Below are 25,909 nucleotides of genomic sequence, written 5' to 3'. Positions count from 1 at the left end.
AAATTTAAGGAAAGGAACTTTGTTATGGAAAAAAGATATTTAGGAACAGGAAAAAACGCCTTGGAGGTATCTGCCATCGGACTAGGCTGTATGGGCTTTTCCCACGGCTACGGCAAACCAATGAACGAGCAGGAGACCATTCGCATCATCCGCAAAGCATTTGAGCTGGGCTATACCTTCTTTGATACGGCCGAAATCTACGGCACGCCTGACAATCCCTTCGCCAATGAGGAACTCGTGGGCAAGGCATTGAAATCCTGCCGCCAGCAGGTGGTAATAGCCACCAAATTCGGCATCCGCTTTGATACCTCCGGCGGGCAGGTACCCTACCCCCTCATCACCAATTCCTCCCCACAGCAGATACGCCAATCTGTAGAAGGTTCCCTCAAAAGGCTTCAAACTGACTACATCGACCTGTATTTTCAGCACAGGATTGACGCCAAAGTACCGGCAGAGGAAGTTGCCGGTGTCATGGCCGACCTCATCAAAGAGGGCAAAATCCGCAGCTGGGGCATCTCCGAAGCCAGCGAGGAATATCTGCGCCGCGCTCATGCCGTCTGCCCTGTCACTGCCGTTGAAAATCGCTACTCCATGATGGCGCGCGGGCATGAAGCCCTTTTCCCTGTGCTGGAGGAACTGGGCATCGGCATGGTCGCCTTCTCGCCTATGGCCAATGGGCTCCTGACAGGCAAATACGACAGTAGCTATCAGTTTGATGCCCGGCATGACTACCGTAGTCACATGCCCCAGTTTACTGCCCAAAGCCATGCAGAAAATCAGGAATTATTCAGCCTGCTGGAAAGGATGGCGCAGGCGAAAAACGCCACCTGGGGACAAATCTCCATGGCATGGATGCTGGGCAGGAAAAAATGGCTTGTGCCAATCCCCGGCACAAGAAAGGAAAACCGTCTGAAAGAAAATGCCGGAGCGGCCGACATTCATCTTTCAGAAAAGGAAATACAGAAGCTGGACACTGCCCTGAACAGCATGAAAATGTCAGCCGTCTTCGGCGGCACGCCGGTCAAAAAATAGCTCTCCGCACCATTCTATTTAAATTTGCAAAAATAAAAGCTGCTGTCCCTGCCGCAGAAAATGCGATGGAACAGCAGCCCCCTGTCAGGGATGTGCGCCGTAATCATTGATGTGCCGCAGACATTGCTTTGCTAAAGTCAATGCACTGCACGCCGCAATTTACAAAATACAGTACAGCTGATTATTGCCCTGCCAGCAGATTGTTTTCCTTCAGCCACTGGGAAATTTTCGCCCTGTTGCCATGCTTGGCATAAAGCCCCTCATGCACCACGGCGCCCCGGCTGTACTTGCGGACAAACTCCATGGAATTATCAAAATGCACCTGCTCCATAGCAGTTGACTGGACGAATGGATAAACATCAACTCCCGTCAAATCATAGTGCTGCAAAAACGTGCCGATAATCATGGGCGCGGTGTGCCACCAGATGGGATAGCCCAGCAGGATAGTATCGTAGCTGCCGATATCAGCAGGCAGATTGGCAATTTCCGGCAGTCTGCCCTCATCCCTTTCTGCCCGTGCCACCCTGGTGCATTCCTCATACTCCTGCGGATAAGGCATCAGCGGCTGCAGTTCCAGCAAATCGCCGCCGGTCTGCTGCTGCACATACTCTGCCATAGCGGCAGAATTGCCGCTCCAGGAAAAATACACCACCAGAATCCTTTTGCCATTCCCGCCGGCCGGAACGGTATCCCCCGTCTGCCGGTTATCGGCTGACGCTGTTCGGATGCCGCTGTTTTCCGCCTTCGGAGCCGCTGACTGGGAAGTGCCGCAGCCTGCCGCCAGAAGGACGGCCAGCACCGCCACCAAAATTAAAAACATCCGCCTTATCATAAAAAATTACCTCCTTGCCATAAATGCCATGCATTAATATAATGGCAGTATAGCAAGCGGTAGCTACCCACGGTCAATATGCAAGAAAAAATTGGAGTGATTTTATGTACACGATGAAGCAGGTATGCCAGGAGGCAGGCCTTACATACGAAACCCTGAAATTTTACTGCAATCAGGGACTGGTGCCCAACGTGAAAAGGGACAAAAACAATCGCCGCATCTTTGATGATTATGACCTGGCCTGGATAAAGAGCCTGATTTGCCTGAAAAAATGCGAGCTGAGCATTGCCGAAATGAAGGAATACCTCGCCATGTGCCTCGAAGGCCCCGCCTCCATTCCCCGCCGCAAAAAAATGCTGACGGAAAAGCAGGCACAGCTCCACGCAAAAATTACAAGCCTGCAGGAAGCCTCTAACTATATTGACTGGAAGCATGGCTTCTATGATGATGTCCTGAGCGGCAAAATCCCCTACACCAGCAATCTTCTGCCGCCTGCCGATGAGGAATTGTGGGAAGCCGGGGAATGAAGGGTTTCGGCGAAAAATTCCTTGACCGTGTGTTACTACCGCCTGCTACACTCCTTATAGGATGAGCATTATTTTATTGCCATAAGGAGTGACAGACTATGATAAACTGCATAAAAAAGCAAATCACCGGGCGCAGGGCGGCAAGAACCCTGCTGGCAGGCACACTTGCCCTGTGCCTTGCCATCGGCGGCAATAGCATCACCGATGCTGACGTCAGCCATATTGTTGCCGGCAGCGGCATTTCTGCCTATACCATCGCTGATGCTAATCCGGTGCTAAGCAACCTGCGGCGCATCTCTACCATCAGTACGGCCGAGGCCGCCAAAACGCAGAAAAAGCCGCTGGTGATTGCAGAGCAGGGCATTTTTTCTGCCGGTGGCACGGTGACACATTCCGAAGGAACCTTTGATATCGCCAACTACTACACCTCGCGGGCAGGCTCCACCTCCCACGTTGACCATGCCAACGTGCTTTATCAGATTCCTGACAGGGAAACAGGCCTGCCTATGGTATTCCTCCACGGCTACGGCCAGTCCCGCATGGGCTGGATGACAACCCCTGACGGCAGGGAGGGCTGGTCTGACATGTTCCTGCGCATGGGGCACAGCGTTTTTCTCATCGACCAGCCAAGAAGGGGCGAAGCAGGACAGACCTCGGTGGCAGGCACCATCAGCACCGTCCCTGCCGACCAGACCTGGTACACCCAGTTCCGCATCGGCACTTACAGGGATAATCAGTTTACCTACAACGAAAACTCCCAGTTCCCGCAGGGGGAAAAGGAGCTTGACCAGTTTTTCCGCCAGATGACGCCGGACACGGCCATGGACTCCGCCAACGGCGACCAGAGCATTGATAATACCGTGGTGGCAAAAGCCGTGGCTGCCGCCATTGACGAGGTTTATGAAAAGACCGGCAAAAATTCCGTGCTGGTCACTCACTCCCAGGGAGGGCGTCCCGGCTGGGGCGTAGCAAGGCATACCGACCATGTAGCTGCCATCGTGGCGGTGGAGCCGGGCGCCGCACCTTCGACAGACAGCGAGGACTACCGGATACTGCTGGAGAAAAAGATTCCTGTGGTATTCTACTACGGCGATTATATCGGTGAAAGCCTTGAAGGCATACCGGCAGCCGCCATGTGGGCAAGGATGAAGGCCACGGCCGATACCTTTACCGCCGCCTATACTGCCGCCGGTGGCAACAGCACCATCGTCAGCCTGCCGGATGAGGGCATCTACGGCAACGACCACATGCTGTTTCAGGACAGGAATAATGATGTAATCGCCCGGCATGTAGAAAACTGGCTGAACACAACCATCATGCAGGCAAAGCGCAACTAGCCTGCCATAAGAAAAGGAGCTGATACAATATGAAGGTCCTGCTCGTCAACGGCAGTCCCCACAAAAACGGCTGTACCAACCGCGCACTACAGGAGGTCGCCGCCGCACTGAACAAGGAAAATATCGAAACGAAGATATTCTGGATTGGCAATACGCCCCTGGGTGGCTGTATTGCCTGCAGGCAATGTGCCGAAAAGGGCAAATGCGTCTTTGACGATGCCGTAAACCTGCTGCGCACGGAGGCTTATACCGCCGACGGCTTTGTTTTTGGCAGTCCGGTGCATTATGCCGCCCTCTCCGGCAACATGACCGCCTTTATGGACAGGCTGTTTTATTCGGAATTTCTCGGCAACCGCAACAAGGCATTTTACATGAAGCCGGCCGCCGCCGTGGTTTCCGCCCGCCGTGCCGGTACCACTGCCGCCTTTGACCAGATGAACAAATACTTTACCATTCAGGAAATGCCCATAGTTTCCTCAAGATACTGGAACATGGTGCACGGCGCAAGGCCGGAGGAAGTGGAGCAGGATGCGGAGGGATTGTTCAACATGCGCGTCCTGGGCCGCAACATGGCCTATCTGCTCCGCTGCCTTGAGGCGGGCAGAAATGCCGGTGTGCCACTGCCGACGCAGGAAACGCCTGTATTCACCAATTTTATCCGCTGAATATCCTATCCGATAAATCAGACTATCAAATAAAAACAAAAAAGTGCCCGACTGTTATCTCCGGGGAAAATCCCCAAAAAGATACACAGCTCAGGCACTTTTATCTTTTATTTGCCCGGCACGGCAAGCTATTCCTGACGTCACACGGAAATGCGGAAAACGTCTTCCATCATGTTGCCCAGGTCAAAACCACTGCCGTTGGCGCTATGCTTTTTACCCATCTTCTTGACCACCGCCTGATAGATGCTGTCCTCCACGCTGTCAGGCACCAGATATTCCCAGTTCCTGATATCATACTTCCGCTGGCTGATATCATTATCAGGCCTGCCGCTTACCTCCAGCTCGCAGAGGAACTGTATCTGCTCCGTGGAAGGACGCACATAATAATGCTCAAGGTAATACTTTTCCTGATACACATACTGGCTGTCATTCATTCTCTCGGCCAGCGATTTGGCATTGGTATCCTCGATGCGCTCCAGCTTTATCCAGACATCTATAATGTACTCATCGCTCCTGTTGGGACACAAAATCCACTTGGCGCTTTTCTTGTCCATATAGTAATTAAAATAATTGTCCGTGAACAGCTTTACATAGCGCTTATCCTGCTTTTCATTCTCCTCGCCGGACACACTGCTGCCAGCTGCGCCGCCGGTGCTTTCTGCCGCCTCTGCCCCCCAGCACAGCAAAAGTGCCAGCGCCAGCGTCAAGGCCATTATCTTCTTCACACTGCTCCCCCCTGCAACCTGCTTACAGAAAAACATCAACCCTCATCCTGATTAAGATAAAAACAAAATTTACAATTAAATTCTACACCAAAATACAAAATTCCGCCATGAGAAAATCATCACAGAGGATTTTTCTCCGGGATACCTGCCTTTCTCGGATAGGACTTTGGCGTTGCCCTGACCTTCCTGATGTAAAGCACTGCCCGCTTGTCATCAAGATACGGCAGCTTCACCGGCACGGACTTGATGCTGCTGCCTCCCAGCACCTTGACCGCATTGGCTCCCTCTGCCACCTCTTCCGCGTATTTCATGCCCTTGAGGGCCACAAAATATCCGTTTACCTTGACGAAAGGCATGCAGTATTCCGCCAATACCGGCAGTCTGGCCACGGCGCGGGAAACAGCCACATCAAACTTTTCCCGCAGGAGAGGCTGCCTGGCCCCTTCCTCGGCCCTCAGATGAACGCACTGCACGCAATCAAGCTCCAGCCTGTCTGCCACCTCCTGCAGAAACTTTACCCGCTTGTTCAGGGAGTCCAGCAGGGTGAGCCTGATATCCGGCCGGAAAATCTTCAGGGGAATACCGGGAAAACCAGCTCCCGTTCCCACGTCAATCACGGAGGCTCCCGGCGGAAAATACTTGTCATTCCAGCAGCTGAGGGAATCCACCATGTGCTTTATGGCAACCTCCTTCGGCTCGGTGATAGCCGTCAGGTTTATCCTTTCATTCCATTCAGTCAGAAGCTGAAAATACGTATCAAACTGCTGCAGCATCCTGTTTGTCAGCACCAGCCCGTACTGCTCTGCCGCATCCTTGAGATATTCCTGAAAATTCATGCCTTTTCTCCCTCCATTCTGTGCTGCTGTTCCAGATATATCATCAGCACAGATACATCTGCCGGTGATACGCCGGATATCCTGCCTGCCTGCCCCAATGACATGGGCCTTATCAGCTGCAGCTTTTCCCGTGCCTCGTCCCGCAGATTCGGCACATCCTTATAGTCAAGCTCCGCAGGAATCCGCCTGTTTTCCAGACGCTCCATGCGCGCCACCTGTTCCAGCTGCTTTTTGATATAGCCGTCATAGGTAATGGCAATCTCCACCTGCTGCTTCACCTCATCCGGAAGCTCCGGCAGGGAAAACAGCGGCCGCAGCAGGTCATAGCTGACCTCCGGACGGCGCAGCAGGTCGTACAGGCTCTGGCTGTTCTTTATGCCGTCTATCCCGGCACCAGCCAGAAGCTGCTGTATCTCCTGACTTGGGTTTATGACCACTTCCTGCAGGAGTTTCAGAGCCTTATCAATAGCTTCCTTTTTCCGGCTGAACCTCTGCCAGCGCGCATCATCCACCAGACCGATTTTCCTGCCAATAGGCGTCAGGCGCAAATCAGCATTATCCTGCCTGAGCAGCAGGCGGTACTCCGCCCGCGAAGTCATAATCCTGTACGGCTCACTGGTCCCCTTGGTAACCAGATCATCAATCAGCACGCCGATATATGCCTCTGACCTTTTCAGCACCAGCGGTTCCTGCCCCTTTAGCTTCATGGCGGCATTGATGCCGGCTATCAGTCCCTGGGCAGCGGCCTCCTCATAGCCGGAGGTGCCGTTGGCCTGCCCTGCGGAAAACATGCCGCTGATTTTCTTGAATTCCAGCGTCGGCTTTAGCTGCAGGGGATTGATGCAGTCATACTCGATGGCGTAGCCGGGACGCATCATTTTTGCCTTTTCCAGCCCGGGAATGGTGTGCAGAAAAGCCAGCTGCACATCCATTGGCAGGCTGGTGGACATGCCCTGCACGTAGACCTCATTGGTGTGATTGCCCTCCGGCTCAAGGAACAGCTGATGCCTCTCCTTGTCAGGGAAGCGCACCAGCTTGGTTTCGATGGACGGGCAGTAGCGCGGGCCGACACCCTTAATCAGCCCGTTGGCCATAGGGGCGCGGTGAATATTGTCCATGATGATTTTGTGGGTTTCGCTGTTGGTATAGGTGAGGTAGCACGGCACCTGCTCACGGGTAGCCACATCGCTCATAAAGGAAAAGTTTCTTGCCTCTTCATCGCCGGGCTGAATCTCCATCTTGCTATAGTCAAGGGAGCGGCTGTCCACGCGGGCCGGTGTCCCCGTCTTGAACCGCATCAGCTCGATGCCGGCCTCCATAAGTGAACGGGAGAGCTTCTCCGCCGACCTCTGCCCGTTAGGGCCGCCTGTGTGGGTATGCTCCCCTATGATGATGGACCCTTTCAGGTATGTACCGGTGGCGAGGATTGCCGCCCGGCAGAGGTAGTATTCATCATTTTCCGTGCGAACCGCCCTGACAGCTCCATCCTCCACAATCAGCTCATCAATCAGCAGCTGCTTCACATCCAGCTGCTCCTGATTTTCGCATACCTCCTTCATGCGGAACTGATAGTGCTTCTTGTCCGCCTGCGCCCTGAGCGCGTGGACGGCAGGCCCCTTGCCCGTATTCAGCATGCGGAACTGGATACAGGTTTCATCGGCATTAATTCCCATCTGGCCTCCCAGGGCATCCAGCTCCCGCACCAGATGTCCCTTGCCCGGCCCCCCCACAGAGGGATTGCAGGGCATCATGGCAATGTTGTCCATGCTCAATGTGGACAACAGCGTCCTGCACCCCAGCCTGGCCGATGCCAGAGCCGCCTCCACACCGGCATGACCGGCACCGATGACAATCACATCATACTCACCGGCAACAAATATATCATCCTTACACATAAATTCACCTCAAAAAAAGCAGCCTTCCCATCACTTGCCAATGCAGAACCTGCTGAATATCTCATCAATAATGTCCTCACCAATAGTATCGCCGGTAATCTCTCCCAGCTTTTCCCAGGCTGAACGCAGATCAATCACCACGAAATCCTCACTCATGCCATTCATCAGCGTTATGCGCGTCTGCTCCAAAAGCAGAAGGGCCTGACGCAGAATATCCTGCTGGCGGGCATCGCTGACCATCACGGATTCCTGCCAGCCGATCCGGCCGCCAAAGGCCAGATTCTGTATCTCCTTCTCCAATACCTCCAGCCCTGTGCCGGATTTAGCCGACATGCTTACAATACAGTAGAGGTTTTCAACCTCTTTTTGAGCGGCAAGCTGCCTTATTTCTTCCTCGCCAATCTGCATTGCCAGATCGGACTTATTCAGTATGACAATAATCCTGCCCCGGCACTGGCTCAGAAGCTGCCAGATAGGCTCATCAGCCACCTGTATGCCGTCCGAGCCGTCAAAGACCGCCAGCACCAGCTCCGCCTCCCTGGCGTAGCTGTGGGCACGCTCCACGCCTATCTGCTCCACAAGATTATCAGTGTCCCTGATACCGGCCGTATCCGCCAGCTTGAGCGGAATCCCGCCTATATTCACATATTCCTCAATGCTGTCACGGGTAGTTCCCGGTACATCCGTCACAATGGCTCTTTCCTGCCCCAGCATCAGGTTCATCAGGCTGGACTTGCCGGCATTGGGCCTTCCGATAATGGCCGTCCTCAGCCCGTCCCGCAGTATCCTTCCCCTGTCGGCGGAGCTCAAAAGCTCCTGCACCTCACCGTAGATATGCTCCACCTTCATCTCGGCTTCTCCCAGGGCTACTTCCTCGATATCGTCCTCCGGAAAATCAATGGAAGCCTCAAGATGGGCGATAATTTCCAGAATTTCCTGCCGCAGATTGCCTATTGCCTCTGACAGCCTTCCCTGCAGATTGCCTGCCGCCATTTCAAGGGAGGCCTTTGTCCTGGCCTGAATCATGTCCATAACCGACTGGGCCTGGCTGAGATCAAGGCGCCCGTTCAGAAATGCCCGCTTGGTAAATTCCCCTGGTTCGGCAGGACGCGCCCCCAGCCTGTAGGTCAGCCCCAGCACCTGACGCAGCACCAGACTGCCGCCATGGCACTGCAGCTCCACCACATCCTCGCATGTATAGGAATGAGGCCCCTTCATCACAATGCAGACAGCCTCATCTACAAACCTGCCTTCCTCATCGTATATCCTGCCGAATACCGCCAGCCGCGGGGTACATTCTGCCAGACGATGCCCGCCTGACGGACGGAAGCACCTGTCAGCTATCTCCACTGCCCTTTCGCCGCTCAGGCGCACAATGCCTATGCCGCCTTCGCCAATGGCCGTGGCAATCGCACTAATCGTATAATCCTGCTGCATAATCTCATCCTCGTTTAATCTACAAAAAAAGAGCCGCTTCAATTAGATTATACCATCATAAACTAATTGCAAACAGCCCTTTCACAGCTATCAGCTATTTTATTTGCTTATTCCTCGCCGCGCTCCATGCCCTCGTAGGAAAAGTCAGCGGTACTGCCTGCCTCGGTGGCAATAGGCTCCCTGCTGTAGCTATTCTCACGATTGCCGCGGTAGTCGCGATAATCCCGGCGCTCACGGCGTCCGCCCCGCTTCAGCTCGATGACAACCTTGCGATACGGCTCATCACCTGAACTATAGGTGGAGATACGATAATTATCCTGCAAGGCCATGTGAATAATCTTTCTCTCATGGCGGTTCATCGGCTCCAGCACGATGCGCTCACCGGTGCGGCGTACCTTGTCAGCCAGGCGCAGGGCCAGGCGGCGCAGGGTTTCCTCCCGGCGGCTTCTGTAGTTCTCAATATCGAGAATAATGCGCACCTTGTCCTCCAGCAGACCCTTATTGGCAGTCAGATTGGACAGATACTGCAGTGAATCAAGGGTCTGGCCATGCTTGCCAATCAGGATGCCCAGATTGTCACCAATCAGGTTCATGACAACGCCATCCTCCGCCTCACTGACCTCAATGCGCACCTCAAGATTCATAGCCGCAAAGATATCGCGCAGAAAATTCCTGGCCTTGTCTGCCGGGGTAAGCTCCTTTACCCGTGCCAGAACCCGTGCAGGCTTGCCGCCAATCAGCCCAAGGAAGCCCTTGCTCGGCTCGGCCAGTATCTCAAACTCAACCAAATCAGCGGAAACCTGCAGCTCCTCAAGGGCCGCCTGCCTGGCTTCCTCTATAGTTTTTCCTGTCTTTTCAATTTCAACAGCCATCAATTTTACCTCTTCTTCTTACCGCTTTCCTCGGTGTCCTCTACCGTAACGTCCAGCTTCTTGTCACTGCGGAACATGTACCACTGCTGTACAATCTGGCAGACGTTCATAGTTACCCAGTAAACAACCAGCCCGGATGGGAAATTCAGGGAAATCCAGCCGATGAACAGAGGCATCATGTAGCTCATAATCTTCATCTGCTGATTATCCTGACCGTTGTTGGCCATGGTCTGCTTCTGCTGGATATAGGTAGTGAGGGCAGACAGGATAGGCAGAATGTACAGATGATCCGTATCGGACAGGCTGGTAAGCCACAGGAAGGTAGGATCACCGGAATAGGTATACCCGTACAGGCAGTAGTAAACTCCCATCAGTATAGGCATCTGAATCAGAAGCGGCAGACAGCCGGCCAGCGGATTGACGCCGGACTCCTTGTACAGCTCCGCCATCTTCTGCTGTAAAAGCTGAGGATTGTTCTTGTAGTCCTTCTGCAGCTTTTTCAGGGCAGGCTGCAGCTCCTGCATGGCCTTCATGGAACGCACCTGCTTGGCAGTCAGCGGATACATAAGGGCCTTTACCAGAATAGTCATCAAAATGATGGCAATACCATAATTGGCAAAGCCAACAGCCGCAGTGAGATTGTAAAAGCCCTCAAACACCAGGCGGAATATCTGCACCAGCGGATCAAAAAGGTTCATCATAAATTCCAAATCAACACGTCCTTTATACTACGGAACCGGGTCATAGCCGCCCTCGTGAAAAGGGTGGCAGCGCAGGATGCGCTTCAGGGCGAGCCAGCCGCCCTTTGCGGCCCCGTATCTTTCAACAGCTATCATCGCATATTCCGAGCATGTGGGAATATAGCGACAGCAAGGGGATTTTAACGGTGAAATATACTTCCTGTATATGCCTATAAGGAAAAGAAAAACTCTCTTCACCCTTATCATCCCTTCAAAATATTCGCTTTTCTTCCTAAACTGAGAAAAGCCTTCTCGATAACATCGCATTTTTCGGTAGTTGCCGCTTTCCTGCCCACCAGCAGCAGCGTGTATTTTTTGTCAATCTTCTGCTGATTGAGCCTGTAGCACTCACGCATAAGCCGTTTGACTCGATTACGCGTAACTGCATTGCCCAGCTTTTTGCCTGCGGCAAAGCCTACCCTGCCCTCCAGCCCGCTTGCTGTGAAGACATACATCACCAAATACTTGTTAGCATAAGATTTTCCGAAACGGTGAATTCTCTGAAAATCGTTCTTTCGACGCAGAATACGCACCTTCGGTAATTTGTACATAAAGAAAACTCCATTCAAGGCATACGACATGCTTCCCTGATAATAAAAATAGGTCACCGAGGTGACCTAATATTATGCTGAAATCTTCTTTCTGCCTCTTGCGCGGCGACGAGCCAGTACCTGACGGCCACCCTTAGTCTTCATGCGCTCACGAAAGCCATGAGTCTTCTTCTTCCAATGATTGTTAGGCTGATAAGTCTGCTTCAACGTAATGCACCTCCTTAATATAATTACGAGTAAAAACCCGGTCAAACCCAATTTACACAGTCTATATTGAATTTAGACTACCAAAGATTATAGACTACTGCCGTGGGAGTGTCAAGCACTTTTCCTTTACCATTGTGGATAAATTTACGTTTTAATGGGATAAAATTAGATTTTTTAGTGTTTATCCCACATTTTCTGTTGATAACTTTCTCTTATTTTGATAGAATATTAGAGGTCTTTCACGATACTTATTCACATATTGTTTATCGAATTACTTGTTGCAATATAATATAGAAGGAAACATGTTTATTTTACAGCTTCCTTCCACTTTTTTATTGATTTATCCACACTTTTATTCACAGATGTGGATAAATTTCTTTATCGGTGGATAAATTTTTTTTGCGAGGTCATTATCTTATGCTACAGACACAGTTAGATGAATTCTGGGAAACCATTCTGGCAGAGGTTGAAAATTTTCTTTCTCCCGGCGCCATTGAACGCTGGCTCAAGCCATTGAAGCCTGTTTCCTTTGAAAACAACACATTGACCCTCAGTGCCGACAATGAGGTTATCATCCAGTTTTTTGAAAAACGCTACAAGGATTTTACCCAGGACGCCTGCAAGGAAGCCTGCAAAAAGCTGGATTTCACCAATGATATTCAGGGGGAGATAGGCTTTACCCTTGAATACAGACCCGCCGAAAAAATAGTGGAAAAGCCGAAGGTCATAGAGGTACGGGAAGAAGCGATGCAGGGAAGCCTTGATTTTGGCAGGACTGAGGAAAGCGCTGCCAGATATGAGGCCTCCTTTGCCAAGATTGAACCCGGCGATGCCTCATCCCTGAATCCAAAGTACGTTTTTGACAACTTCGTTACCGGCGGCTTCAACAGGATAGCTCATGCGGCAGCCCTGGCCGTAGCCAAGGAACCGGGCAAGACCTACAACCCTCTCTTCATGTACGGCGGCGTAGGACTGGGCAAAACCCATCTCATGCATGCCATCGGCCATGAAGTGCTGAAAAACGATCCGACCAAGAGGGTGCTCTACATCACCTGCGAAAAATTCACCAACGAGCTCATCAATGCCATCCGTGATAATTCCACCGAGGCATTCCGCCAGAAGTACCGCCACATTGACCTTTTGATGGTAGACGATGTGCAGTTCCTGACGAAGAAAATCCAGACCCAGGAGGAATTTTTCCACACCTTCAACGCCCTCTACCAGTCAAACAAGGCCATCGTGCTTTCCTCCGACCGTCCGCCTCACGAGATACAGACGCTGGAGGAAAGGCTGAAATCTCGCTTTGCCAGCGGACTTCTGGCCGATATCCAGGTGCCTGACCTTGAGACGCGCATAGCTATCCTGAAAAAGAAGGCCATGCTGGAAAATCTCGATGTGCCAAACGAAGCCCTGATTTATATTGCAGGGCGCATTGACAACAACATCCGAGAGCTTGAGGGAGCCCTGACCCGCGTAGTGGCCTACGCTTCATTGACCGGCAGCAAGATTACGACGGAGCTGGTGGCCGAATCCCTGAAGAATATCTTCCCGGATAATACCACCAAGGAGATTACGCTGGAAATCATCAGGGAGGTGGTGGCCAGCCACTTCAAGCTCAACATCGACGATCTGAATTCCAGCAAGCGGAACAAAAACCTTGCTGTGCCGCGGCAGATTGCCATGTATCTCTGCCGTGAGCTGACGGATACTTCCCTGCCGCAGATAGGGGAATTCTTCGGCGGACGTGACCACACCACGGTTCTTCACGCCTACAAGAAGATAGCCAAGGACAGAACCTCGAATATCCAGCTTGATAAGACCGTGCAGGAGCTTATCAAGAGTATTGAAAAAATGTAAGATGCAGCCGGGTAGCTTTGCCCGGCTCTTTTATCCATAAAAATATGTGGATAAAGGGTGCAGTGATATGTAGATGAACTGTGGATAAACTGCTGACAGCATTTGTTCTGTTAATTTTGTGGATAATTTTTCTGACGGACACAATTTTCATGCACAGCTTATGCACAGCAAAAATATGAATTATTTGGGCCGAAGCACACTTATCCACCATTTCCACACCCTCTACTATGACGTCTACTAAAACTTTAAAAATATTAAAGAGTAATAATAAATAAAGGATGTGCAAAACATGAAATTCAATTGCCAGAAGGATGACATTGTCCAGGCCATACAGATTGTAATGAAGGCCGTATCACCAAAGCCACAGACACCTATCCTGTCAGGTATCTACATGAAGGCAGAGAACAACAGGCTTACCCTGCAGACAACAGATTATGAAATGGGCATTATTTGCAATATTGATGCCGTCGTAGAAATTCCCGGTGAAATCGTACTGGCAGGACGCTACGCTCAGGAGGTCATTCGCCGCCTGCCGGGCACTACCGTTGATTTTGAGTACAGCAGTCAGGAAAAGATGGTCTACATCAAGTCAAACCGCTCAAAATTTTCCTTCCTCAGCATGGATGCCTCTGATTACCCTACCATCACCAGGCTGACAGGAAACAGCAGCTTCCAGCTTTCTGATGTCATTCTGAGAGATTTGATTCTGAATACGACCTTTTCCTGCTCCCATGAGGAAAGCCGCCCTATTTTCACCGGCTGCCTGCTGGAGCTGAAGGACGATTCCATCCTCATGGCGGCTACTGATACCCACAGGCTGGCTGTCAAGTCGGACACGCTGGAGGATTTTCAGGGGGAGCAGAAGCTGATTATTCCTTCCAAGCTGCTGAACGAGCTGCAGAAGATTCTGCAGTCCGATATGCCGAGGACGGTGCATATCAGCTGCAGCCCGACCCAGATTAGCTTTGAGGTTGACAACGTATATATTTCTTCCCGGCTGATTGAGGGACAGTTCCCGGATTATCACAGGGTTATTCCGGTGGAGTTTAAGACCTCCATCACCTTGAAGACAGACGAAATCAGGGGCATTATTGACCGTATCGCCCTGATTTCCAGAACCAATGACTACAATGTAATCACCATGGAATTTGCCAACAGCATGGTGAAGATTTATTCCGCCAATCCGGAAATCGGCAATGGCGAGGAGTACGGCTCTGCGGTAATCAACGGCGAGGATATCAGGATTTCCTTCAATGCCGACTACATCAATGATTGCCTGAAGCTCATCAAGTCCCCTGAGTTCACCCTGTCGCTGAACGGGCCGCTGAGCTCCGCCGGCATCAGGACGGAAAGCGAGCCGAATTTTGTCTATATCGTTACTCCTGTCCGGAGCTGAGAGGGGAAGCATACATGGAAAAGATAGCTATTCATACGGAAACCATACAGCTTGACCAGTTTTTGAAATGGGCGGGTGCCGTCGAGGCAGGCGGCCAGGTAAAGATACTGCTGGAGGAACAGATGATTACGGTAAACGGCAGGCTGGAAACAGCCAGAAGGCGGCGCCTTTCCGTAGGTGATGTAGTAGAGATAAAGGATGCCGGCTGCTGGCAGGTGGCATCAGAGGAAACCGGGGTGCAGTAGGCAATGAAGGTCAGTAGCCTCAAGCTCATTGATTACAGGAATTACGAGAAGCTGGAATTAGCCTTTAATGATAATCTGAATATCTTCATCGGCTGTAACGCCCAGGGAAAGACCAATATCCTTGAGGCTGTTTACTATGCGGCCGCCGGCAGCTCCTTCCGCAGCAATACCGATAGTGAGCTGGTCCGCTGGAATTCCTCCGGAGGAAGCATATCCCTGGGCTTTCAGCGCCTGGGGGTGGAAAATCAGCTGGATTTCAGGTTTTACAAGGATAAGAGGCGTACCATCTCCTATAACGGCAGGAAAATATCTGTCCGGGAGCTTATCGGCGCTGTCAATGTGGTGCTGTTCGCCCCCGATGATTTGCTGCTTATCAAGGGTGCTCCGGCAGGCAGGCGCAGGTTTCTTGACATGGAAATCTCCCAGGCCAGCCCGGCCTACTATCATGAGCTTGTCAGGTACAACCGGCTGCTGCAGCAGAGAAATTCCCTTTTAAAGGAAATCCGGGAGCGCAGGGCGAAGCGCGATATGCTGGACTATTGGAACCCACAGCTGGCGGAAAGCGCGGCCAAAATAACCAGGAAGCGGCTGGAGGCAGTAAAAAAGCTCAATATGCTGGCCAATCTCATGCAGAAGCGCATTTCCGGCAACGAGGAAAATCTCAGCATTGCCTACCAGATTAAGGGCTGTGAAGGTGAAGAGATAGCGGAAAATCTAAAAATATGGTATAATAGCATGCTGACCCGTTTAGGCGAGGAGGATATATATCGTGGCATCACCAGTGTGGGGCCGCATCGTGATGATATTGCCGTTTCAGTCAATGGCATCAATCTCCGCAGCTTCGGCTCCCAGGGACAGCAGAGAACCGGGGTATTGTCCATGAAGCTGTCAGAGCTGGAATTTATCCGCTCGGAAACAGGTGAGTATCCTATCCTGCTTCTGGATGACGTGATGAGCGAGCTGGATGCCGGCAGGCGCCAGCAGCTTTTGTCCTTCATTGACAGGGAGGGCATACAGACATTGATTACCGCCACTGATGAGGCTTATTTTTCCCATCAGGGCATGGAGAAGTATTTCCGCGTCAAAGCAGGAAGCGTAACCGACGTCAGCAGGGTGTAGATTATGGCAAAGCAGAAATCCGGGGGAGAGGGCAGGCTGGAAAGCGTTGGCGATATTCTGGCCGCCTCCCTGAAGAGCATGAAGATTGGCAAGGAGTTCAGGCAGCATCTGGTCGTTTATCAGTGGCCGGCACTTGTCGGCAAGGATATTGCAAATCATGCTGTGGCCGTGAAGCTGGAGTTTAAGAGGCTCTTTGTCCGCACCTCACATCCTGCCTGGTCCGAGCAGCTTAAATACATGGAGGCTGAGCTGAAGCGCAGGATAAACAGCCATTTTGGCGAGGAGCTGGTGCGGGAGATTGTGTTCACGAACCAGTCCTGCGGATATGCGGTCAGGCGGGAGGAGCCCGGCAGGGAAAATGAGCAGGAGAACCTTGGCATTCAGCTAAGGAAAATCCGGCTTGCCGATGCCGAGCTGGAGGCCATAAGAAAGGCCTGTGCCGCCATCGAGGATGATGAGCTGCGCAGGCAGGCAGAGAGGCTGGGCTGTAATGTACACAGAATGCTCCATTACCGCAGGATGAGCGGGTGGCACGGCTGTGCCGCTGATGGCTGCTCCGGCAGCTGTGAGCCTGAGGAGGAGTATTGCCAGAGCTGCCGGAGAAGGCTGCGCCGCCAGAGGGCGGACAGAATTCAGCAGCTGCTTCTGGATATGCCCTGGGCACGCTATGGCGATATCCTGCAGGAGCTGGAGTGCAGTGAACAGGAGTTCAAGGAGCAGAGGATGATTCTCATCCAGCGCCTGGCCGGCAGTGTCGATTATGGCGATGTGGAGAGCATAGAGGCCAGGACGCTGGTCATGCTGTACCGCTCCATACCTCCGGAGCAGCTGAATGATGAGGTAGTAAAAAAGACCATGAGCCGCCTGCGCCGCGATGTGCGCTACGTGCCGGGCAAGGTCAGGAAAGATTCATCCGGGGAGGCTGTCAGGTGATGCCGGTATTTATAGGAGGAGCTACTGCGGTAGCCGGCGAAAGGCTTTTGGCCATCATTGACTGGCGGTATTTTGCGGCCGGGGACAACAGGGAACTGCTCGACAGGCTGCAGGGGCAGAAAAGGGTTTTTGACATAACTGACGGCGGCAGGCCGAAGTCACTGGTGATTACAGACAACGAGTTATATATATCGCCTATTTCCCCTTTGACGCTGAAAAAGCGCAACGACAGGCTGAGAAAGGAAATATGCGAATCTGATTGTGTGGAGGAATACTGATAATGTCCATGGAAAACATAGAAAATGCAGTGAATATAGATGGTGAGGAAAAGGAGCAGACAGTCCTTGAGCTTGACATGGCACCGGAGGAAATCAGGGAGCTGAACGAGGCGCCTGATACCGAAGGGGTCAGGATTAACCTTGATGATGTGGGAGCCGAGGTTTCAGCCGTGGATGGTGAATACGGCGCAGAGCAGATTCAGGTGCTGGAGGGGCTTGAGGCAGTAAGGAAGCGTCCCGGCATGTACATCGGCAGTACCTCTGAACGTGGCCTGCATCACCTGGTTTATGAGGTGGTTGACAATTCCATTGACGAGGCGTTGGCCGGTTACTGTACCGATATCAACGTCATCATCCATCAGGACAACAGCATCACCGTTACCGATAACGGCCGCGGCATCCCGGTAGACCTGCATGAAACCGGCAAGCCGGCCGTGGAGGTAGTTCTCACCGTACTGCATGCAGGCGGCAAGTTTGGCGGCGATGGCTACAAGGTTTCCGGCGGCCTGCATGGCGTAGGCGTTTCCGTGGTAAACGCCCTCAGTGAGTACATGGAGGTAGAGGTAAAGCGCGATGGCAGGATACATGCCATTTCCTTCCAGCGCGGTGTGACGGTTTCCCCGATGAAGGTTATCGGCGAAACCGAGGAAACAGGCACAAAGGTGCATTTTCTGCCGGACACGGAGATTTTTTCCGTCACCGAGTACAGCTATGATACGTTGAAGCACCGCCTGCGGGAGCTGTCCTTTTTGAACAAGGAAATCACCATCCACCTGCGGGATGAGCGTTCCGGCAGGAGCGAGAGCTTCCATTTTGATGGCGGCATCCGCTCCTTCGTACAGCATCTGAACAAGAAGAAAGAGGTGCTGAATCCGGAGCCGATTTACTTTAACGGCACCAAGGATGATATCGTGGTGGAGATAGCCCTGCAGTACAACGACAGCTATCAGGAAAATATCTACAGCTTCGTGAACAACATCAACACCGAGGAAGGCGGCACCCATCTGGCCGGCTTCAAGATTGCCCTGACCAGGGCGGCCAACGACTATGCCAAGAAGAACAATATCATCAAGGGCAACCAGTCCAACCTCAGCGGCGAGGACATCCGTGAGGGCATCACCAGCGTTATCAGCCTGAAAATACGGGAGCCGCAGTTCGAGGGACAGACCAAGACCAAGCTGGGCAATTCCGAGGTGCGCGGCATCGTGGATTCCATCGTGTCCGAGGGCTTGAACGAGTATTTTGAAGAGCATCCTGATATTACCAAGAAGATTCTGGATAAGGCCGTTATGGCCTCAAGGGCCAGGGAAGCGGCCAGAAAGGCCAGGGAGCTGACGCGCCGCAAGAACGCCCTTGAGGTAAGCAGCCTGCCGGGCAAGCTGGCTGACTGCTCCGTCAAGGACCCGACCCACTGTGAAATCTTCATCGTCGAGGGTGACTCTGCAGGCGGATCTGCCAAGCAGGGACGCGACCGCCGCTTCCAGGCCATCCTGCCAATCCGCGGCAAGATTCTGAACGTGGAGAAGGCGCGCCTTGACCGCATCTATGCCAACGCGGAAATCCGCACCATGATTACGGCCTTCGGCAGCGGCATCAGCGATGAGTTTGATCTGTCCAAGCTCCGCTACAACAAGATTGTTATCATGACGGATGCCGATGTGGATGGCGCCCACATCAGGACGCTGCTGCTGACCTTCTTCTACCGCTATATGAAGCCGCTTATCGAGCATGGCCATGTGTACATTGCCCAGCCGCCTCTCTATCAGATAAGGAAGGGCAAGAAGAGCTGGTACACCTATAGCGACGAAGAGCTGACCGCCAAGCTGGACGAGGTGGGCAGGGACAATTCCGTTATCCAGCGCTACAAGGGTCTGGGCGAGATGAACCCGGAGCAGCTCTGGGATACCACCATGAACCCGGAGGGACGTACCATGCTGCAGGTGAGCATGGAGGATGCCGAGGCGGCGGACGAGCTGTTTACCATCCTCATGGGCGACAAGGTAGAGCCTCGCCGCCAGTTCATCGAGGAACATGCCAAGCTGGTGCGCAATCTGGATATCTGATAAATTTTTCAGGGGGCTTCTGCCCCCTTTTTGTATACTTAATTGACAAAGCTGTTTTCTTCTGCTATTATCTAGAAAAAGTTTGATTTTTAGACTTTTTTCAGATTTATCCTGTAGACTATGTGATAGCTTAGGAAAAGTGTAGTGTTTTGTAAGGAGAAATGAATATGAATACGCTGAAAACTACGGTTTTAATGGCCCTGCTGATGGGCATACTGATAGCTGTGGGCGGTGCCTTTGCGGGCCGCAGCGGTGCGATGATCATGCTGTTTATCTCTCTGGCCATGAACTTCGGCACCTACTGGTTCAGTGATACCATAGTGCTGAAGACATACGGCGCCCGTGAGGTGACGGCAGATGATGCGCCGGAGCTTTACAATCTGGTGGCAAATCTGGCCGCCAATGCGGAGCTGCCTATGCCAAGGGTGTGCATCATCAACAGCGGTGTGCCGAATGCCTTTGCCACCGGCAGAAATCCTTCCCACGCGGCTGTGGCGGTAACTACCGGGCTGATGCAGGCATTGAACTACGATGAGATAGCCGGTGTGCTGGCCCATGAGCTTTCCCATGTAAAGCACCGCGATACGCTGATTTCCTGCGTGGCGGCGGCCATGGCCGGTATTATTTCCATGATTGCCAACATCGCCCAGTGGGCGGCCATCTTTGGCGGGCGCTCCGATGATGATGAGAATGGCGGCTTCATCGGCCTGATTGTGACCATCGTGATTGCGCCGATTGCGGCGGCCCTGATTCAGATGGCAATCTCCCGTTCCCGTGAGTATGAGGCTGATAAGGCCGGCGGTGAAATCTGCGGCAACCCGAATGCACTGGCCAATGCCCTGGAAAAGATTGAGTATTTCTCACTGAACGGCCCGGTAATGAGCCAGGCCACGACTTCAACCGCTCACATGTGCATTATCAATCCCCTGAAGGGCTCCAAGCAGACCTTTGTAAATCTGTTCAGCACCCACCCGCCTACGTCGGAGCGCATTGCCAGGTTGCGTCAGCAGGCAATCGCCATGGGCAAGTAAGCAAGGATATCACGGATATGCTCCCTGTCATGACGGCAGGGAGTATTTTTGTGCAAAAAAATAAATGCCGTGCCATGCACAGCATTTATTGATGTATATCCGTTGCTATACCAGCTTTTATGCGTCTGTTGCCGCTTCTGTCATCTGGCCTGATTCAGCTTGAGAATGACGTCCTTCGGCGCGTTTACGGACAGTCCCATGATGGCCATGAGCTGGTTGAAGGCAGGCTCTATGCCGCCTGTGTTCTTTATGATGAAATCGGCTGACTTCCAGAAATTGAACTCGTTGTTGGACTCGGCGTACTCAAGGTGGTACTTCATTTCGGCATTGTTCAGCCCCAGATGCAGCATCCTGTCCACAAGGCTTACATAGTCAGTCATGAGGTAGATGGTACTTAGATGGCCCGTCATCAGCTTCGCCAGCTGCTTGACGCCGTTCTGGTCCAGCACGGTGACACTGATCCTGTTGTCCTTGATGGCTGACAGCATATCCTGCTTTCTGATACCGTAATAGTCACCCTTGTAGGCCACCTTTACAATCCAGTCACCCTGCTCGAAGGCGGATTTACTGATGAAATTTACCAGCCGCTTGTCCTTTTTCAGACGCATGGCGTCACTGGTACTGTACACAGGAATATAATGAACGCCCAGGTCCATCAAACGCGCAATCAAGGTAGCTTTTCCCGAGGCATAGGGGCCGACCAGAGCAAAAATTTTGTTTGACATAGGCATCAACCGTCCTAACATAATTATTTACATACTCTTATTGTAGCACAATTTATTGTAAAAATGAACTTAAAAATTTTCTAAATACAAAAGGAGCGACAACCGATCGTCGCTCCTTCTGCATCAACCTCATCTGCCACCTGTACAAAACTCCCGAAGGAGTATGTACAATAAACGTTGTCCCCACAACGCTTCACCCACAATTATGTTACCATAACTTTTACTGTTGTGCAAGTGTTTTTATATTTTTTTATTTATCATCATGAAGGAATATATCTTTTTGTGGCGAATAATATATAGGCATAGCATTTTATTCTGTGATTTTTGGAGGCTGCTGATTATGATACACGGGATTATTGATATTGGCTCGAACACTGTACGCATGGCGATTTATGATATTTCCGGTGACAGGATTGAATTTCTGATGAAAAAAAAGCATCTGGTGGGACTGGCCGCCTATCTTGAGAACAACGTGATGACAAAGGCCGGCATTGACAAGGTGTGCGAGGTCCTGTTTGAGTTCAGGAGCTTTCTGGAGATATTCAGGATTAAGAGCGTGGTGGCGTTTACCACGGCGGCTCTCAGGAACTGCCGCAACAGCCGTGAGGCGGTCGATGAGATTATCAGGCGCACCGGCATAGACATAGAGATAATTTCCGGCGACCGGGAGGCGGAATACGATTTTATCGGCGCCACCAGAAATATCGAGGAAAAATCCGGCGTACTGGTGGATATCGGCGGCGCCAGCACGGAGCTGGTATCCTACAGCGATGGCCGCATCGTCAATAAAATCAGCCTGCCTATGGGCTCGCTGGATTTTCGTACCAAATACTGCAGCTCCGTCCTGCCAAATGAGTTTGAGGTAAAGCTCATGGAAGAGAAGGCGGCCAAGCTGCTGGCAACGGCCGAAGATTTCGGGGATATACGCTGTGCCGGGCTGGTGGGCATAGGCGGAACCTTCAAGGGAGCCTGTGCGCTCTACAACGCCATGTACAGCCATGACAAAAAGAATCTTGTCATGGAGGCCTCCTGCCTTGAGGAAATGGTCAGCCATTTCAGCCGCCTTGAGGAAATCGGCCATGAGGATGCGGTACTTCTGATGAAGCAGGTGCCCGATCGCATCAACACCATTATCCCGGGACTGGTCATAGCTGATGTGCTGGTGAAAAAATTCCAGTGCAGCAGGGTGACTTACAGTGATTCCGGCGTCAGGGAGGGCTTTATTTACAGCCATCTGGTATGAGGGAAACGGCGGAGACGATTTATTGCCGAAATTCCTTGAATTTAGCCTATGACTGCACTATAATATTACTGGTGAAGTGAATAGAGATACGGGGAGCTTGCAGATGCGCCGGGCGGCATGTTGAACAGGCTGAGAGGATGGTATGCCCGTCGACCCGCTAACCTGATTTGGATAATGCCAACGTAGGGACGCTAGCAGTACAAGCAGTTTGTTTTTTGTGAGGAGTTGCCATTTCAGGCGGCTTCTCTTTTTGATTATCGTATTTTACAGAGGATAGCCTGATTTGTTCAGTGGAGGGATGCAAGGTTGATTATCAACGGTGCGCAGGAGGCGGCGGAAGGAAAATCCGTGGCACAGATTCTGCAGGAGAAAAAGATTGATTTATCCAACGTAGCTGTGGAGAGAAATGGCGAAATCGTGCCAAAGAGGCAGTATGACAGCGTGATTCTTGAAGCAGGGGACAGGCTGGAGATTGTTTCCTTTGTAGGAGGTGGCTGATATGCCGGATTTATCTGACGGGCGTAATGAGCCGGAGGCAAAGGCTGAAGCCAGTGTGGATGCTGTACCCTCTGCAGAAGGTGCAGTGAAAGCGGCCGCCCTGTCCCGTGAGGAGTGGCTGGCCGCCCTGACTGAGCGCCATGGGGCGGCACGGCAGGAAAAATTCAGCAGGGGCCGGGTTGCTATCTGCGGCCTGGGAGGACTGGGCAGCCGGGTGGCGGAGCTTCTGACAAGGGCCGGGGTTGGCTATCTCAGGCTGCTGGATTTTGACAGGCTGGAGCCTACCAACCTGAACCGCCAGTGGTATTTTATGGAGCAGCTGGGCATGTACAAGGCAGAGGCGCTGGCGGAAAACCTGCGGCGCATCACTCCCTACGTGGAGCTGGACGTGCATACGGTCAGGCTGACAGAGGATAATTTTGCGGCTCTTCTGTCTGATGTGGATGTGATTGTGGAGGCCTTTGACACAGCCTCCTGCAAGGCCATGCTGGTAAACGGCGTGCGGGAAAAGATTCCTCACTGCCCGCTGGTGGCGGCCTCCGGCATGGCCGGCTTTGCCTCCGCCAACGAGATGAAGGTGCGCAGGCTGTCGGACAAGCTGTACCTCTGCGGCGATGGCAGGGCGGACGTAAACGGCGGCGATGGCCTGTATGGAGCCAGGGTCAATATCTGCTCGGCTCAGGAGGCGCTGACGGTACTGCAGCTTCTGGCCGGTGAACAGGCAAATGCGGTGTGATTTTGTATCGTACAGTATGATTAGGTATTTTACGCTTATTTAGTTGTTTTATAGTTATTTTAGGAAGAAGGATTACGCTATGGCAAATGATGATGTATTACGGCTGGGAGGCAGGGAGTTTCATTCCCGCTTTATTCTCGGCTCAGGCAAGTATTCCCTGCCATTGATTGAAACTGCCATCAGGGATGCAGAGGCGGAAATGATTACGGTGGCGGTGCGCCGCACCAATACCATGGACGAGGGAAATATTCTGAAATACATTCCGGAGCATGTTACCCTGCTGCCAAATACCTCCGGGGCGCGGAACGCTGATGAGGCGGTAAGGATTGCCCGCCTGGCCCGTGAGCTGGGCTGTGGTGATTTTGTCAAGATTGAGATTATGCGGGACAGCCGCTATCTTCTGCCTGACAATCAGGAAACCATCAGGGCGACGGAGATTCTGGCCGGGGAGGGCTTTGTTGTCCTGCCGTATATGTTCCCTGACCTGACTGCCGCCCGCGATCTGGTCAGCGCCGGAGCTTCGGCTGTCATGCCGCTGGCGGCGCCGATCGGCTCCAACCGCGGCCTATCCGCCCGTGATTTTATTGAGATTCTCATTCACGAGATAGATTTGCCGATTATTGTGGATGCAGGTATCGGCAGGCCTTCCCAGGCCTGTGAGGCCATGGAGATGGGAGCGGCCGCCATCATGGCCAACACCGCGCTGGCTACGGCAGGCAATCTGCCCCTGATGGCACAGGCCTTCAAGGAGGCCATCAGTGCCGGGCGCAAGGCTTATCTGTCCGGTCTGGGGCGCGTACTCAGCCGTGGTGCGGAGGCCTCTGACCCCTTGACCGGCTTTTTGCGGGAGGACGGTTGATTATGGCTATGCAGGAGGAAAACAGCTTTTTTGTGGACGGCCATCATCTGAGCGATGCGGCACTGGCCCGGAAGCACCAGCTGGAGAATGACCCTTCCATCCGGAAGAATCCCATGGAGTATCTGCCGGGAATGGAGGAAATTCAGTCAGATGTCCGTGACAGGGTGATGGAGCAGGTGAACAGCTACAGCCCGGAGCAGTACACGGCGGTGGATGTGCGCCGCGCCCTCAGCAGGACGCATCTGGAGGAAGATGATTTGAAGGCGCTTCTGTCACCGGCGGCCGCACCGTTTCTGGAGGAAATGGCACAGAAGGCGCACAATCTTACCAGTCGTCATTTCGGCAATACGGTGTACATGTTTACGCCCCTCTATATGGCGAATTATTGCGAGAATTACTGCATCTACTGCGGCTTCAACTGCTATAACGACATTCAGAGGGTGCGTCTTACGCCGGAGCAGATTGAGCATGAGATGCGGATTATTGCGGACAGCGGCATGGAGGAAATACTGCTCCTGACCGGTGAGAGCCGTGGCAAGAGCAGTGTGGAGTACATCGGCGAGGCATGCAGGCTGGCAAGGAAATACTTCCGCAACGTAGGCCTTGAGATTTATCCTGTGAATACGGATGAGTACAGATATCTCCACGAATGCGGCGCGGATTACGTGACTGTTTTTCAGGAAACTTATGATTTAAAAAAGTATGAATCACTGCATCTGGCAGGCCACAAGAGAGTATGGCCGTATCGCTTTGATGCCCAGGAAAGGGCCCTCATGGGCGGCATGCGGGGTGTGGCCTTTTCCGCGCTTCTGGGGCTTTCGGATTTCCGCAGGGATGCGCTGGCTACGGCACTGCATGCCTATTATCTCCAGAGAAAGTATCCGTGGGCGGAAATGAGCCTGTCCTGCCCGCGGCTGCGCCCTATCATCAACAATGACAGCATCAATCCGCAGGATGTAGGCGAAAAGCAGCTGTGCCAGATTCTCTGTGCCTACCGCCTGTTCCTGCCGTATGTGGGAATCACCGTATCCAGCCGCGAGAGCGCATCTTTCAGGAACGGCATTGTAAAGATTGCGGCGACGAAGGTTTCTGCCGGGGTTTCCACCGGTATTGGCGACCATGCAAGCAAATACGAAGGCAGGGAAGTAAAGGAAGAGGCCGCCGGTGATGAGCAGTTTGAAATTCAGGACGGCCGCAGCCTGCAGAAAATGACAGCTGATATGAGCAGTGAGGGACTGCAGCCGGTGCTGAATGATTACCTCTATGTGTA

General features: G+C 52.5%; 27 protein-coding genes, 1 pseudogene and 1 riboswitch. Of the genes and pseudogenes, 17 read left to right on the top strand and 11 right to left on the bottom strand.

The genetic code is table 11. The features are described 5' to 3' along the window. Nucleotides 1-24 precede the first annotated feature (24 nt). Nucleotides 25-1,032 (top strand): aldo/keto reductase, encoded by a 1,008-nt coding sequence (locus ACI3UA_RS08815; RefSeq protein ID WP_439724445.1) that lies wholly within the window; start codon nucleotides 25-27, stop codon nucleotides 1,030-1,032. Nucleotides 1,033-1,213: 181 nt separating this feature from the next. Here ACI3UA_RS08815 and ACI3UA_RS08810 read toward each other — a convergent pair whose 3' ends face one another. After that, a complete protein-coding gene (locus tag ACI3UA_RS08810) occupies nucleotides 1,214-1,864 on the bottom strand; it encodes a flavodoxin (protein WP_439724440.1) in 651 nt (216 codons plus the stop codon). Nucleotides 1,865-1,968: 104 nt separating this feature from the next. On the opposite strand from ACI3UA_RS08810, the gene ACI3UA_RS08805 reads away from it, so the two are divergent. The 3 genes from ACI3UA_RS08805 to ACI3UA_RS08795 all read left to right on the top strand — a co-directional run bounded on the left by ACI3UA_RS08805 (nucleotide 1,969) and on the right by ACI3UA_RS08795 (nucleotide 4,393). After that, complete coding sequence (locus tag ACI3UA_RS08805) at nucleotides 1,969-2,391, top strand: MerR family transcriptional regulator (protein WP_439724439.1); 423 nt, start codon at nucleotides 1,969-1,971, stop codon at nucleotides 2,389-2,391. Between the two features lie 98 nt (nucleotides 2,392-2,489). Then, nucleotides 2,490-3,728 (top strand): alpha/beta hydrolase, encoded by a 1,239-nt coding sequence (locus ACI3UA_RS08800; protein WP_439724438.1) that lies wholly within the window; start codon nucleotides 2,490-2,492, stop codon nucleotides 3,726-3,728. A 29-nt stretch (nucleotides 3,729-3,757) separates the two neighbouring features. Next, a complete protein-coding gene (locus ACI3UA_RS08795; RefSeq protein ID WP_439724437.1) occupies nucleotides 3,758-4,393 on the top strand; it encodes a flavodoxin family protein in 636 nt (211 codons plus the stop codon). 140 nt (nucleotides 4,394-4,533) lie between these two features. On the opposite strand, the gene ACI3UA_RS08790 is transcribed toward ACI3UA_RS08795, so the two are convergent. The 9 genes and pseudogenes from ACI3UA_RS08790 to rpmH form a co-directional block, all read right to left on the bottom strand. Then, on the bottom strand, nucleotides 4,534-5,118 hold the full coding sequence (locus tag ACI3UA_RS08790) for a hypothetical protein (RefSeq protein ID WP_439724436.1): 585 nt from the start codon (nucleotides 5,116-5,118) through the stop codon (nucleotides 4,534-4,536). 119 nt (nucleotides 5,119-5,237) lie between these two features. Continuing rightward, on the bottom strand, nucleotides 5,238-5,954 hold the full coding sequence (rsmG, locus tag ACI3UA_RS08785) for a 16S rRNA (guanine(527)-N(7))-methyltransferase RsmG (RefSeq protein WP_439724435.1): 717 nt from the start codon (nucleotides 5,952-5,954) through the stop codon (nucleotides 5,238-5,240). Then, entirely contained in the window at nucleotides 5,951-7,834 is a 1,884-nt protein-coding gene (gene mnmG / locus ACI3UA_RS08780; protein ID WP_439724444.1) for a tRNA uridine-5-carboxymethylaminomethyl(34) synthesis enzyme MnmG, read from the bottom strand. Before mnmG ends, rsmG begins: the two co-directional genes overlap by 4 nt. 45 nt (nucleotides 7,835-7,879) lie before the next feature. Further along, complete coding sequence (gene mnmE, locus ACI3UA_RS08775; protein ID WP_439724434.1) at nucleotides 7,880-9,286, bottom strand: tRNA uridine-5-carboxymethylaminomethyl(34) synthesis GTPase MnmE; 1,407 nt, start codon at nucleotides 9,284-9,286, stop codon at nucleotides 7,880-7,882. Nucleotides 9,287-9,531: 245 nt separating this feature from the next. Beyond that, nucleotides 9,532-10,158: pseudogene (jag, locus tag ACI3UA_RS08770) on the bottom strand (RNA-binding cell elongation regulator Jag/EloR); the annotation flags it as partial. Between the two features lie 5 nt (nucleotides 10,159-10,163). Then, nucleotides 10,164-10,859 (bottom strand): YidC/Oxa1 family membrane protein insertase, encoded by a 696-nt coding sequence (locus ACI3UA_RS08765; protein WP_439724443.1) that lies wholly within the window; start codon nucleotides 10,857-10,859, stop codon nucleotides 10,164-10,166. Between the two features lie 27 nt (nucleotides 10,860-10,886). Further along, nucleotides 10,887-11,096, bottom strand: coding sequence for a membrane protein insertion efficiency factor YidD (yidD, locus tag ACI3UA_RS08760; protein WP_439724442.1), 210 nt, complete (start codon nucleotides 11,094-11,096; stop codon nucleotides 10,887-10,889). Between the two features lie 5 nt (nucleotides 11,097-11,101). Beyond that, the gene (rnpA, locus tag ACI3UA_RS08755) at nucleotides 11,102-11,449 is read right to left on the bottom strand and encodes a ribonuclease P protein component (RefSeq protein ID WP_439724433.1); all 348 of its coding nucleotides are present in this window, start codon (nucleotides 11,447-11,449) and stop codon (nucleotides 11,102-11,104) included. A 72-nt stretch (nucleotides 11,450-11,521) separates the two neighbouring features. Then, complete coding sequence (gene rpmH / locus ACI3UA_RS08750; RefSeq protein ID WP_027396727.1) at nucleotides 11,522-11,656, bottom strand: 50S ribosomal protein L34; 135 nt, start codon at nucleotides 11,654-11,656, stop codon at nucleotides 11,522-11,524. 417 nt (nucleotides 11,657-12,073) lie between these two features. Here rpmH and dnaA point away from each other — a divergent pair, with 417 nt between their 5' ends. The 8 genes from dnaA (at nucleotide 12,074) to htpX (ending at nucleotide 20,578) form a co-directional block, all read left to right on the top strand. Further along, nucleotides 12,074-13,513 (top strand): chromosomal replication initiator protein DnaA, encoded by a 1,440-nt coding sequence (gene dnaA, locus ACI3UA_RS08745; RefSeq protein WP_439724432.1) that lies wholly within the window; start codon nucleotides 12,074-12,076, stop codon nucleotides 13,511-13,513. Nucleotides 13,514-13,802: 289 nt separating this feature from the next. Then, nucleotides 13,803-14,909, top strand: coding sequence for a DNA polymerase III subunit beta (gene dnaN / locus ACI3UA_RS08740; RefSeq protein ID WP_439724431.1), 1,107 nt, complete (start codon nucleotides 13,803-13,805; stop codon nucleotides 14,907-14,909). A gap of 14 nt (nucleotides 14,910-14,923) precedes the next feature. Continuing rightward, a complete protein-coding gene (locus tag ACI3UA_RS08735; RefSeq protein ID WP_439724430.1) occupies nucleotides 14,924-15,154 on the top strand; it encodes an RNA-binding S4 domain-containing protein in 231 nt (76 codons plus the stop codon). Between the two features lie 3 nt (nucleotides 15,155-15,157). Next, entirely contained in the window at nucleotides 15,158-16,273 is a 1,116-nt protein-coding gene (recF, locus tag ACI3UA_RS08730) for a DNA replication/repair protein RecF (RefSeq protein WP_439724429.1), read from the top strand. A 3-nt stretch (nucleotides 16,274-16,276) separates the two neighbouring features. Next, nucleotides 16,277-17,206 (top strand): DUF721 domain-containing protein, encoded by a 930-nt coding sequence (locus tag ACI3UA_RS08725; protein ID WP_439724428.1) that lies wholly within the window; start codon nucleotides 16,277-16,279, stop codon nucleotides 17,204-17,206. Then, nucleotides 17,206-17,484 carry an extracellular matrix regulator RemB gene (gene remB, locus ACI3UA_RS08720; RefSeq protein WP_439724427.1) on the top strand — a complete coding sequence of 93 codons (279 nt, stop codon included), beginning with the start codon at nucleotides 17,206-17,208 and terminating at the stop codon, nucleotides 17,482-17,484. Before ACI3UA_RS08725 ends, remB begins: the two co-directional genes overlap by 1 nt. Before the next feature lie 77 nt (nucleotides 17,485-17,561). Then, a complete protein-coding gene (gyrB, locus tag ACI3UA_RS08715) occupies nucleotides 17,562-19,547 on the top strand; it encodes a DNA topoisomerase (ATP-hydrolyzing) subunit B (protein ID WP_439724441.1) in 1,986 nt (661 codons plus the stop codon). 167 nt (nucleotides 19,548-19,714) lie between these two features. Continuing rightward, nucleotides 19,715-20,578, top strand: a complete 864-nt coding sequence (htpX, locus tag ACI3UA_RS08710; RefSeq protein ID WP_439724426.1) for a zinc metalloprotease HtpX — start codon at nucleotides 19,715-19,717, stop codon at nucleotides 20,576-20,578. Between the two features lie 140 nt (nucleotides 20,579-20,718). Here htpX and ACI3UA_RS08705 read toward each other — a convergent pair whose 3' ends face one another. After that, complete coding sequence (locus ACI3UA_RS08705; RefSeq protein ID WP_439724425.1) at nucleotides 20,719-21,303, bottom strand: guanylate kinase; 585 nt, start codon at nucleotides 21,301-21,303, stop codon at nucleotides 20,719-20,721. Nucleotides 21,304-21,643: 340 nt separating this feature from the next. Between ACI3UA_RS08705 and ACI3UA_RS08700 the strand changes: the two genes are divergently transcribed. The 5 genes from ACI3UA_RS08700 to thiH all read left to right on the top strand — a co-directional run. Beyond that, nucleotides 21,644-22,546: a Ppx/GppA phosphatase family protein gene (locus ACI3UA_RS08700; protein ID WP_439724424.1), complete on the top strand. Its 903-nt coding sequence runs from the start codon at nucleotides 21,644-21,646 to the stop codon at nucleotides 22,544-22,546. 98 nt (nucleotides 22,547-22,644) lie between these two features. Further along, a riboswitch (TPP riboswitch) is annotated at nucleotides 22,645-22,752 on the top strand. Between the two features lie 100 nt (nucleotides 22,753-22,852). Continuing rightward, on the top strand, nucleotides 22,853-23,044 hold the full coding sequence (gene thiS, locus ACI3UA_RS08695) for a sulfur carrier protein ThiS (RefSeq protein ID WP_439724423.1): 192 nt from the start codon (nucleotides 22,853-22,855) through the stop codon (nucleotides 23,042-23,044). 1 nt (nucleotide 23,045) lies between these two features. Beyond that, nucleotides 23,046-23,780, top strand: a complete 735-nt coding sequence (gene thiF, locus ACI3UA_RS08690) for a sulfur carrier protein ThiS adenylyltransferase ThiF (protein WP_439724422.1) — start codon at nucleotides 23,046-23,048, stop codon at nucleotides 23,778-23,780. 79 nt (nucleotides 23,781-23,859) lie between these two features. Next, the gene (locus ACI3UA_RS08685; protein ID WP_439724421.1) at nucleotides 23,860-24,639 is read left to right on the top strand and encodes a thiazole synthase; all 780 of its coding nucleotides are present in this window, start codon (nucleotides 23,860-23,862) and stop codon (nucleotides 24,637-24,639) included. Nucleotides 24,640-24,641: 2 nt separating this feature from the next. Further along, nucleotides 24,642-25,909, top strand: a 1,268-nt coding sequence (gene thiH, locus ACI3UA_RS08680; protein WP_439724420.1) for a 2-iminoacetate synthase ThiH, incomplete at its 3' end; no start/stop codon positions are given.

Source organism: Anaerovibrio sp. (assembly GCF_051866355.1).
Lineage (GTDB): Bacteria > Bacillota > Negativicutes > Selenomonadales > Selenomonadaceae > Anaerovibrio.
This window is presented reverse-complemented; position numbering and strand designations above follow the sequence as displayed.